Origin of the sequence: Parasphingorhabdus sp. (genome assembly GCF_036963705.1) — a bacterium.
Lineage (GTDB): Bacteria > Pseudomonadota > Alphaproteobacteria > Sphingomonadales > Sphingomonadaceae > Parasphingorhabdus.
Map to the genome: position 1 here is coordinate 1 of NZ_JBALUT010000077.1, position 11,358 is coordinate 11,358.

Genomic DNA, 11,358 nt, shown 5'->3' on the forward strand with positions numbered 1-11,358 from the left:
GCCGAACGAGAACGCCAAGGGGATAATCATTCGCCTCGTATCGGTTCTAATAATAATAGCGTCGCGCTGGGATTTACAGCGTGGACAAAATAACACCATTTGCCGACATGCCGCTGGCATCCTTGTTCGTGCGAATGGGTTTAGCTTGCTTGGCAGACCTGTGGCGCATCGTGTTTGAATGCGCCCTGCTATGTAAGACCTTTTCGGCTATATCCCGATGCGCCGCTGGCGCAATTAATCGGGAGATAGGCCAAGCAGGGTTGGGAAGTAGGGGAGACGAGCCTCGATTCACCCCCAAGTTTGCGCTCTACCGCGTTCGATTCCGCTTCGCCGCTGGCGAGTTAAAAGTGGAAAGGACGTGGTTACTACCTTTGGGGACGTCGGTTCAGATGCACGGTTGTAAATCAGCCCCGTTGCCCAAAAGATACGGAGCCCATACGACGGCAATTGACATCATTCCAGATTATCATTATTGTCACTGCTCATAGTGAGGATGATGATGATTCGGTATTCCATATTTGATATTGCCGCAAACAAGGCGACCCTAGCAGGCAGCGCAATGGGGCGGCAAATGCTTGCCAGCCTCATCGGCGAAACCAAGCCGGTAACCGAACCGGTGGTTGCATATCTAGACTTCGCGGGCGTTGATATCGCTACCGGCTCCTTCTTGCGCGAGGCCGTTCTTGGCTTTCGTGACTTTGGGCGCAATGCCATCGGGATGCTGTATCCGGTAGTGGCAAACGCCAACGCAACCATCGAGGAAGAACTTTCTGTATATCTCAAGGATCGCAACGACGCGATCTGGGCGTGTGCGCTGAGTGACGCGGGAAACGCCTCACAACCGCATATTCTTGGCGAACTAGATGCCGCTCAACTGTCTACAATGAAGCTCATTGCAAAGCATCATCGTATTTCGGCACCGGAACTGGCGAAGCTCCGCCCTGATGAAGGAATAGGAACCACCGCCTGGAATAACCGTCTCGCAACGCTCACTGCAAAGGGCATCCTGATGGAATTCAAGAGTGGTAAATCCAAGACTTTCGCGCCAGTAATGGAGGCAAACTGATGGGTGTCGATTTTATTCGCGAACAGTCAGGAAAGCCGTGGCGCAAACGCTGGGACAAAGGTCTCGACAGGTTTAAGTCGCCCGGTCTTTTCGACGTTCAGTTCTCTAACAAGCAGCGCATTGTTACTGCCGATCTGAATGGCGGCTCGAATCTCAAAGCTGGTGATCAGGTAGTGGTGCAATGCGATGGTAAGGCGGTCATTGTGTGCAGTGGCCATCGTCAGGTGGGTGCAATTCATGGGAGTCCAGCGGATGTGCGCGCGGCCATCAAAGGGTGTGGCGGCGTTGCCCTTGGCACCGTCGAACGCGTCGGCCTGTTTGGTAACAATGCGGAATTGAGCATCCGATGACAAAACGCCCCCAACAACTAGAGTCTCATCCAATTTCAAATACGCAGGCGCTATGGGACGATGCCGAAAACGCTTCCGCATCGCTCGGATGCTGGACCTGTGTGGATCGCGGCACCTGTGGGGGCGCGCACAAAAATTCCAGTTTTTTCGACTGCACCGATTATTGTCGCTGTGCGGACAAGGCATCTTGCGATTTGGTATGCCGAGGAAATCCCGCGGCATTCGTCGCCCGTGTGCGCGAAGTCGATGGTTTCAAATTGACGACTGCGCCCCGCGCGCCCGGCGTGAGCGTCGATCCGCTGCCGAGCATGGTGCCGTTCATTGAGCACAATTCGGCAAGGCACGGACGGCTTAATTTCCCGATCGTTGCACTCCCGCTCTATGCGCTCATTGACCTTGGCAAGGCAGAAATGAAATTCAAAGACCGCGAAGCGCTCACCGCTAAATTCGGCATTGAGCCACAAGTTCGACTTGTCGTTTCTGGCGTGGGGCGAGACCGCAAGATAGAGCGCTATTGGGAACTTCCCAATCGCGTAGAGCTACTTACCCAGCTTCAATCGCTGGGTATTGCACTCATCACACCACCTAATTTTAGCGTGCTGACCGACGTGCCACGAACCGATAATCTGCACGCGATGAAACGGATCTTGCTAGCGTGGATTGAAATGGCTGAGGCCGGACTGCCCGCCGCGCTTCATGTCAACGCTCGCACCGAACGCGACTATGAGCGCTGGGCCGAACTCATTGCCGTTCGCTCCGAAATCCAATCGATTGCCGTTGAGTTTGCAACTGGAGCGGGGCGCGGCTGCCGGATTGACTGGCACGTTGCGCGCCTTCGTCAGCTTGCCGCCGACGTAAACCGTCCGCTGCGATTGATTGTGCGTGGCGGAGCGCGCGTGCTGGAACCCCTTCGGCAATCATTTGATGCAGTCACAGTGATTGATACCGATGCGTTCAATAAGACCCGTTGCCGCAAGCAGGCCTACTTTTCCGATTCTGGTAAACTGCAATGGCGCGGACACCCAACAGCTAATGGCGAGCCGCTTGACGATTTGCTGCAACAGAACGTCGCTACCCTGCATAGCCACCATACCTATTTGGAACGTCTACACGCAGATCGAAGGGTGGTGCGTTCAGGGCAAGGCCCCATCATTGCAAAAAACGGATATGGATAATCCGACCATTGGGGCAACCTGAGCCAAGACCGACGCGCCCTCGGTGAAATCGCGACCGGGCCGAAGGGTCAGCGCGTGATCACCGCTGCGAAATCGCAGTTCGGCGTTGTGACCAACAAGCGCACGAAATAGCTGATTGAAGCCTTGGCCGTGCCCCGTCTCTGAGGGAAAACGCGAGACACCATCCGTGATCGCCAACCCCAGTGCTACGCCAGCATCGTTTACGTCCCCGTATTTGGGATTTTGCCGCAGGCTCGAAAGCACACCGATACCTTGATCGGCTACCACGAATTCAAATGAGTTGGTTGTTGTTGCGTAGGCAACCACTCCGGTTTCAGGTTCGCCGCTGTGCTCATAAATGTTGTCTTGAATTTCGATTAGCGCACCGAGCAAACCTGCAACAAGGTGGGAATTCAGTCCCTGAGCTTTGGCGATGTTTTCTGCATGAGTCGTCCATTGGTCCCATTCCGGCCCCGTCGAAGTAACCGGGTTGATGGCAGAAAGGGGGAACGCACCCGCGCAATCGTCATAGTTACTACCGAAAGGGCATCGTGTCTGTAGTGCTTGATTTAGGCGTACGGCAAATGAACTATTTACCGAAACGCCGCGATATTGTTCGCTATGTGCCATTGCTGCGAGTGCAATCTCGACTAGCGGGCCAATACGGCCAGACTTTTCCAAAACGATGGAGTCATGGCCCGCCAATCGTCCTTGTCCCGCTTCGCGCAGCAAATCATCGGCGGATGCAAAATCTGCGAGAATAGGCTTCATTTATGTCTCTATGCTCTGTTCAGACACAGACATACGCCGCCAGCAAACCCACCAGAGTTGCATTTTCTGTAATCGCTTTGTCCGGGATCAGTGCATAGCGCCAATGCTTCCCATCTCCATCGGCAGCAAACTCGTTAGCGTGTTTAACCCATTCCGATGCGGCACGGGCTTTTTCTAGCACGACCGGATCGGTCATTTCGTTATCGGCTTTCACTTCCACGATCAGCTTTTCGTTACTGGTCTCTATCACGAAGTCGGGTTCGTAAGGTTTGCCCGGTTGATATTCGATTCTGAATTGCCCGCGCCCCGGCTTTAACCAGCGTAGCACATCCTTTTCAAACCCACTGTCAATCATTACCGCAAAGCGCCGTTCGGGATCAGAATGAAATTTGTGAAACTGATATGGGCTTTTGCTGCTGCCGGTGAAGGTGTGGCCGGGAGTCGTTGAAAGCGGCATCGCGGGCTGAGACATTGGCAACAGTTTGGCGAGTGAATAGCTGAATTGCTGCGGTTGCAACGCGCGGAAGGAACGCACCTTGCTTGCCCGATATTCGGCGGGTGTTTGCCGGTAGTGATCTTTCATCTGCGAAAAAATCCGCTGCGCGAGCAACTTGCCATGTGCCAGTGCGACGTTCTCGACTTCTTCCTCAGAGGTTAGGTAGCTGCGGAGATAGTCGATCAGCTGACCGGCGAGCTTGTAAAGCAGATCGGCCTGGCTGTCATAATCAACCTGAGGGTAATCCATCAGGTGCTTGACGAGATAATTTTCGACTTGCGTCTCTTTCGGCCCCTCCAACGCCCGCGCCAGTTCGCGCTGTGATTGGTCTCGCATGTTGCGGATCAACAGGCGGTCTGAGATTGGTTGCAGCCTAATGTCGTCCATACTGCCAAGGTCAAAATCCTCGAACCAGAAATTCACTTCCCGGCTGGGCAGCACGACGATTTCTGGAATCTCAATTGTGTTATCGGCAACGCTCGCGGTGACGATACCGACCAGCTTCGCAATGTCTGGCGCTTGTACAATGCCGTCGAGCGACCCTTGACTCTGCCGCGCTTTGGCAAGCCGTGTTACGTCAGCCGCAATCGCTTTCTGGACTTCGGGCTTATGCAAATCCTTGAGACCGCCTGTCAGTTGCCGCTCATATTTATCACGGATTACGTCAATTGTGGTTTGGGCAATCTGGCGATCTTCAGCACTGTCAAAGATAAACGGGGTCCGTTCTTCACGGACACCTTCTGGCAAATCCTTGCCGGTCAGTGCCGCCTCGAATGTCGTCGGCACTTCCATGATGGATTGTGGGTCGGTTGAAATATCGCCGCCTTCGCCAATGCGGTATTCCTTCATCTGAACCAGTGAATCGGGTTCCTTTGCCTTGCTAATGACTTCGCTGAAACGGTCATGTGCAATGACGGTCAGTGTATCGACTGCCTCGTTTCCGGTGCGTTCGCCGTATGGCAGGCGCAGGCCGCGTCCCAATGTCTGTTCGGTGAGAATGTCGGAGGCCGACGCGCGCAGCGGAACGATGGTATAGAGGTTAGTTACATCCCAGCCTTCTTTTAACTTGTTGACGTGGATCACGATGTCGGTGTCGCCCGCTTCCTCTAGCGTCACCAGCCGCTGCGAAGCTTCATCGCTCTCAACACCGGTCTGATTGGAATGCACTTCAACTACGCGCCCCTTGTAGGCTGCATGGAAAAAATCATCGCTTTCGATCCATTCGCGCAGTCGCTTGGCTTCCGTTGTGTCCTTAGCCACCACTAGCATGAACGGGTGAACATGCTTTCGCCCGGTCTGGCGCGCATAAAGCTCCAGTTCGGTCTTCACGTGTTCGTGATAATGGGCCCCGTCTTCCAGCATGATCCGCTCAAGACTGTCGGCATCATAGTCCTTGGCGTCGAAATCCGCGCGCGTCGCGACGGCGGGTTCCTTAACATAGCCATCGGCCATCGCGTTGCCGAGGCCGTAATGGTAGATAACATTCTTGAAATCTTTGGGACTTGCGCCAACCGTCTTCGGTGTAGCGGTGAGTTCCAACCCAAGCTTCGGGTCAAGTTCAAACACCGCCTGCGCCGCCGCCTTTGCGCGGTAGCGGTGCGCTTCATCCATCAGCATAACTAGATCGGGCAGCTTGGAGAGGTAGTCGAAATAGCTATCGCCTAGCGTTTCGCGGAAGCTGCGGATTTTTCCGCTTTCGCGGTTAATCTTGTCCACGTTGAAAATGTTGATGATCGCTTCATTGCCGAACAGATCGGCCCCGCGAATTCCGCGCCCTTCCTGCCATGTATCACCTGTAACAATCACCGGCGGCGTTTGGGCGAATTGGGATATGCCGCGAAATACATATTTGGCTGAGGATTGCTTCGAGAAATCATCGACCAGCTTGTTGTAAATTGTCGTATTTGGCGCGAGGACGAAGAAGTTTTTGGAACGGCCTGTAAGGTAAAGGTAGGAGATGAACGCACCCATCAGCCGAGTTTTGCCGACGCCGGTTGCGAGCGCGAAACAGAGCGAGGGGAACAACCGTTCGAATGCTTCAACACTGGGATAGCTTTTCCTGATTTCAGTAAGCAGCGCATCCATATCGCACGGTGCGCTGAAATCCATATGCGTCAGCACATCGCCGAGGATACCTAGCGCCAGTTCTTGCGGCCCGCGCAAAGATAGACGTTGAGCAATCTGGCGGCGGATGCGGGTTTCATTTATGGGATCACTCATCGCCAGTCTCACCGCCGAACAAGGGGAGATCATTGGCAGCGGGCGCACCGTCATTTTCCATCAGTGGCAGGTTCGCGATATTGAGCGAATAATCGTCGCGGCCCCATTCGCATTTTTGCAGGATGGCAGTGGGAATTTTCACCAACGTTACATTTTCAAACGCCTCCGCCTCTGCGCTATACGCCTTACAGCAGATCAGCAGCGAACGTTCCGGGCCCACATCTTGCGCAATTTTCGCGCAAGCCTCATGCGTCAGGCTTTGGGTGGTGACATAGACAAAGTCGGTTTCGGTCGAATAGCCGTGCTGCCAATAATTCTCTGCCGATGGCGCATAGGTGAAGCCCATATGCTTGCACATCGCCTCAGCCAACATCGCCGGGTTATAGTCTTCGGTGATCACCCAATTGCCATATTTATCTTGGGTAAGCAGCGAGGGCGCGAGCGTGAAATAGCGGAAACCGCCGCCACCCTTCCAGTCAACCGCTTTACTAATCCCGCTTTGATCACTGCCGTCGATCACGTTCTGCAGGCGCGGCACAATATGCGTATCGGCATGGTCGCCAATTTCGACCATGATCCAACGCCGCCCCAATTTATGCGCAACCGCGCCTGTGGTGCCCGAACCGGCGAATGAGTCGAGGACCAAATCTCCCGGATCAGTACACGTCTCAATTACGCGCTGCAAAAGAGCTTCTGGCTTTTTCCCCTTTGGGAATGCAACGCCGCCTTCCTCGCCAACGCCACCGGCAGTTTTTATGTCAGTCCAAAAATCGCCAGGATTGAACGTGAGATATTTATCAGCAAACAGAAGCCTAATTCTTGGATCACGGCTCGTATGATCGAAGTGGGTTTTGAAAACAGATAACTTGCGGCGTGCAGACAAAACCGCGCTAATCTCATTATCTGTACGAGCATTTAGAGCGCGCTCTTTCAGGCTTCCTGCGCCGACCGCCTGAACAATTCGCCAAGCGTTTTGCCATTTCCAATCATCTCGATCACTCGTCTTTATTTCGTTGTCTCGAAAAAAGTTGGAGAGCGAAACGATTTTCACCTTAGCCAAGAGGCTGTTTGCGTCATCAACCGCCCGACTGTCAGATTCCTCAGCGTAGAGCATATCCTTTAGTGCAGCCAAATCCTGCTTTTCAATACCTAGTAAGACCTCTTTGTATTCGTTGTTCCAAGTCTCTCGCGGAATTTTGATGGGCCGAATTTTCGGTGAACCATCCCCCTTGTAAACTAGAACAAATTCTTTTTGCTTCGGCATTCGTTTCTCGGCGTGAGCCATTTTTACGCCCGTTGCCTCGCTCATTTTTACGGCAATAATATTAAGCCGGTTATTTCGACCAAATATTTCATCCATTAGAACTGTCAAATACGCGACTTCATTGTCGTCGATTTGAACGAAAAATAGACCATTTGGTGAAAGGAGGTGCTTTAAGAGCTCCATCCTATCCCTCATTAATGACAGCCAAACCGAATGTTCGAGACCGTCATCATAATGCTCAAACGCACTGCCGGTGTTGTAGGGCGGATCAACATAAATGCACTTCACCTTACCCGCATAATCCGCTTGCAGCGCCTTGAGCGCGAGCAAATTGTCGCCCTTGATAAGCATATTATCGAAATTGTCTGCGTCCGACCGCCTTGCGGCGGCGTGAGTGCTCTTGTCCGGGTTCTCAATCAGGATGCGCGGCTCCAGCTTCGGGCGATCCTCCTTGCCGGGCCATGTCAGTTCAAGTTTGGTTTTTTTCTTCATAGTCTTCGATAATCATTTCTTAGCTAATTGTCTTGTTTTCGCTTACATTATTTTGCGGCGAATATGTTCGATCGGGAGATTTGAGACATTATTCCACAGTCCAGCGCAACGTCATCAGTGTGGTGAGTGTCGGATGAATGTTTAGGCTTTCAGCAAATTCGTCGAGCTTGTCGCTGACATCGCGCCGCACCTTCTTTCGCCTTTCAAATTTGGATAGTTTGAGATCATCAACATCACCCTCCATCCGCTTAACCTTGCGGCTGAGCGCCACTTTGTCCTCCATCGACAGATCGGGCGACCGCTTTTGCCGCTGCAATTCCTTGACCTCGGTTTCCAGCACATCGATCTGGGCATCAAGCTCAATCTCAATATCCGCCGCGTAACGATCCAGCCGGTCTTCTTCGGCTTGTATCCAAGCGAAATTCTCATTCTTGATTTTGTCAGAAAAGGCCGCAAACTCTGTATGCTCTATGGCTTCGAGCGCGGCTTCATCCGGCGCGGAATGCGAGAACGACGGCGCAGCCTTGGCGGGAACCATGAACATTTTGTCCGCAACCTCGCTGGGGATGATCGCGCCTGCGTCGCTGGTGCACGCGATCAACAATTCTTCCCGCATAGCATCTGGCGTTGGCATCACAGCCCTGAACACGCGCAGCCAGCCCGAATGTCCCGACAAATCTTTCACCGCCGCTATCTGACCGGCATATGGGAAATTATCTGGCCGAAACGTAAGTGCGATAGGTTGGCTGGCGTGATCGCGTGATTTCGCAGCCTCGACGACTTCCAAACCCAGCCCGTCAGATACGCGAAAAAATTGCCAGTCATTATCATCAGCTGTCGGCCACTGGGTCGTAAATGTCCTGCCGCCATGATCGAAACGCTGACTATCGGGTGTAGGGAACGCAGCTTCGGGCAATTCCGCCTTGGCGATAGTCAGGAGTCTCTGCCGGAACTCCGGGACACTGGTCGCCAGTTCCGCTTGGCGATGATGGAGCTTTGCAATTACTTCGCTGTCCAGCGCGCCCAAAACTTTAGCCCGCGCCGCTTCCATATCGGCGTCGATCTTGTCTTCTATCGAAGATTTCAAAGCGTCAAATTCAAACTCTGCCTGTTCTGACGTGCGGCAATCCTGCACAATTCGGAGCACTTCGCGTTCGAAGTCCAGTCCGCTGACCAATGCGCCTAGCACTTCATCGCTCGCGCCAAACACACCCTCGAACAAGTGGAATTTTTGGGCAAGCAAATCGTGAATCCGCTGTTCGGTCTGGTTTTTCAGATTGAGCATGTTGACCACAGTAACATCAATCAACTGGCCGTAGCGGTGACAGCGCCCGATACGCTGTTCAACCCGCTGCGGATTCCACGGCAGATCATAGTTCACGATTAACGAGCAGAATTGGAGGTTGATGCCTTCTGCCCCGCTTTCAGTCGCGATCAGTATAGCCTTGTCTTCGCCCTTGAACGCCTCGACAATCGCCGCTTTCATATCGGCCGATCTTGAACCAGAAATTTTATCGGTCCCTTGGTGGCGCTCCTTCCACGCTGCATATACATCCTTACTTGCAGGGTCAGCATTGGAGCCGTTCATCAAGACGATCTGACCAGTATAGCCATGCTTGCTGAGTAGCTCGTTCAAATAGGTTTGTGTGCGGACGCTTTCGGTAAAAATCACCGCCTTGCGTTTGCCGCCTTTAATGGCAATTTCGTCAAGCACCACAGGCAATTGGTGGAGAAGCACTTCTCCCTTGGCATTGCTCCCGATAGAACGGGCGAGCGCAAGGTAAGATTCCACTTCTGCTATTTCCGCCGCCAGTTTAACTGGATCAATAGGTTCGGCCTCATCCACCTCATCATCCAGATCAGCCTCTTCAAGCGTGGTCTGAATGTCTTCGACATCATCCGTAATATCTAGCGTCGCACGTTCCTTGCGGCGCAGGCGTTCGATCAGTTTGTCGAGATAGCCTGCAACCGCAAAGGTTGACGAGCCGAGGATTTTGCGGACTTGCAATACGACGAGCTGGTTAGCTCTGTCCCCGTAGGAAATGCTATCTTTACGCTGCAAGAAAGCCGACAAATTATTGTAGAGTTGTAGTTCGTCATCCGACGGATCAAAAGTAAAGGTCCGGGCGTTCCGCTGTTTGAAATTGATATGACCCGCTTTTTGAACCTGTTTACGTAACGTCCGGTGACAAATCGGTGCTAGTCGTTCTTTCAGCACGTCGAGCGAGCTAGTATTTGCCGAGGCGCCGGAATATTGGGATTTGAAGGCATTTTCACCTCCAAAATGCTCATCGTCTATCATCGAAACGATGCCGTAAAGTTCCATCAAAGAATTTTGTAACGGCGTTGCCGTAAGCAGAATTTTGAATGGGTCTTGCAATGCGGCCTTTAAGTCCTTTGCACGCTGCGAGCCGCCTTTTTTGTAAACATTGCGCAAGCGATGGGCTTCATCAAAAACTACCAGATCCCATTTTGCTGCCCGCAGTTCATCAGCCCTGCGCGCAGCAAATTCATATGAGGCGATCACAATGCCGTCGGCGTTTTCAAACGGGCGCACGATGTTGTTCTTTTCCATCGCTTTGTAGGTCGCAGCTTCAATAATGGTACTGCGGAGCGAGAATTTCTCGAACAGTTCCTGTTGCCATTGCTTTCGCAGCGATGCGGGCACGATCAAAATTATTCGGCGTTTGTGCTCTGCCCATCGTTGGGAGATGACCAATCCCGCTTCGATCGTTTTGCCTAAGCCTACTTCGTCAGCGAGAAGAACGCCTTTGGAAAGCGGAGACTTAAGTGCAAAAAGTGCCGCATCGACCTGATGTGGGTTCATTTCAACTCTTGCAGAAGTAAGTGAGCGCGTAAACGCTTCGTCGTCAGTACCTGTCAAAGTGAGTTTATGGGCATGATAATGTGCGTGAAGCTGAGTAAACACTATTTGATTCATCCGTTCTATTTACTTGATTCTTTGGCATGGTTTGGAATTTCAAACAATTTATATCCTCGGGTATCTGCAAGTCTGACAGTGAGGGGAACATAGTGCGCTGCCTCAAGGCAACCCGCTCTATTCGCTTACGCGAACCAAGCCTAGGGTCTTGGCCCTTCGGGTGACGATCAGGAGCGTGGGTTAATGCGCGGGATTTTCTACGGTCGCACTCTTTCCCGCTGCGCTCCTTGAGGGTGCGGCTTTTTTGAGCTGACCCGCCGGCACTCTTGCCTCTCGACTGACCGGACGCCCGCTAGCCCACAGGCCCGCGCGCAGGGCGTCCGGTTGGCGTCGCGCCGTGCAAGGGTGCCGTTGTTTTGCCGCGTTGCGGCTGAGAGAGCCTGACCGGCTCTGTTTTCTTATTTGATGGGAACGCCAAGGGCTTCGCCCTCTCATTTCCCAAAGCAGAATAGTTCCCCCCGTGTGGCGTTCGCTGTGCGCCCGCTGGCCCGCGCCAAGGGCAACGATTCAGCTTTCCCTCCCCCTCCCATCCTCGCCGGAAGGCAGAGCCGCATGTCGCAGTCAGTGCGGCTTTCAGCCCAAG

7 protein-coding genes are annotated in these 11,358 nt (G+C 53.1%); 3 read left to right on the top strand and 4 right to left on the bottom strand.

Annotated elements, in window-relative coordinates; all coding sequences use genetic code 11:
• Positions 1-493: 493 nt before the first annotated feature.
• The 3 genes from V7680_RS13435 to V7680_RS13445 are packed head-to-tail and all read left to right on the top strand — an operon-like array spanning position 494 to position 2,591.
• Positions 494-1,066, top strand: a complete 573-nt coding sequence (locus V7680_RS13435; protein WP_335653776.1) for a hypothetical protein — start codon at positions 494-496, stop codon at positions 1,064-1,066.
• Positions 1,066-1,416, top strand: a complete 351-nt coding sequence (locus tag V7680_RS13440) for a hypothetical protein (RefSeq protein ID WP_335653777.1) — start codon at positions 1,066-1,068, stop codon at positions 1,414-1,416. The genes V7680_RS13435 and V7680_RS13440 overlap by 1 nt, the downstream gene beginning before the upstream one ends.
• On the top strand, positions 1,413-2,591 hold the full coding sequence (locus V7680_RS13445) for a hypothetical protein (RefSeq protein ID WP_335653778.1): 1,179 nt from the start codon (positions 1,413-1,415) through the stop codon (positions 2,589-2,591). The genes V7680_RS13440 and V7680_RS13445 overlap by 4 nt, the downstream gene beginning before the upstream one ends.
• On the opposite strand, the gene V7680_RS13450 is transcribed toward V7680_RS13445, so the two are convergent.
• The 4 genes from V7680_RS13450 to V7680_RS13465 all read right to left on the bottom strand — a co-directional run bounded on the left by V7680_RS13450 (position 2,550) and on the right by V7680_RS13465 (position 10,775).
• Positions 2,550-3,362, bottom strand: coding sequence for a hypothetical protein (locus V7680_RS13450; RefSeq protein ID WP_335653779.1), 813 nt, complete (start codon positions 3,360-3,362; stop codon positions 2,550-2,552). The two genes, V7680_RS13445 and V7680_RS13450, sit on opposite strands and share 42 nt — an antisense overlap.
• A gap of 19 nt (positions 3,363-3,381) precedes the next feature.
• Positions 3,382-6,078 carry a DEAD/DEAH box helicase gene (locus V7680_RS13455; protein WP_335653780.1) on the bottom strand — a complete coding sequence of 899 codons (2,697 nt, stop codon included), beginning with the start codon at positions 6,076-6,078 and terminating at the stop codon, positions 3,382-3,384.
• Entirely contained in the window at positions 6,071-7,834 is a 1,764-nt protein-coding gene (locus V7680_RS13460) for a site-specific DNA-methyltransferase (RefSeq protein WP_335653781.1), read from the bottom strand. Before V7680_RS13460 ends, V7680_RS13455 begins: the two co-directional genes overlap by 8 nt.
• Before the next feature lie 88 nt (positions 7,835-7,922).
• Positions 7,923-10,775 (bottom strand): SNF2-related protein, encoded by a 2,853-nt coding sequence (locus tag V7680_RS13465; RefSeq protein ID WP_335653782.1) that lies wholly within the window; start codon positions 10,773-10,775, stop codon positions 7,923-7,925.
• Positions 10,776-11,358 lie beyond the last annotated feature (583 nt).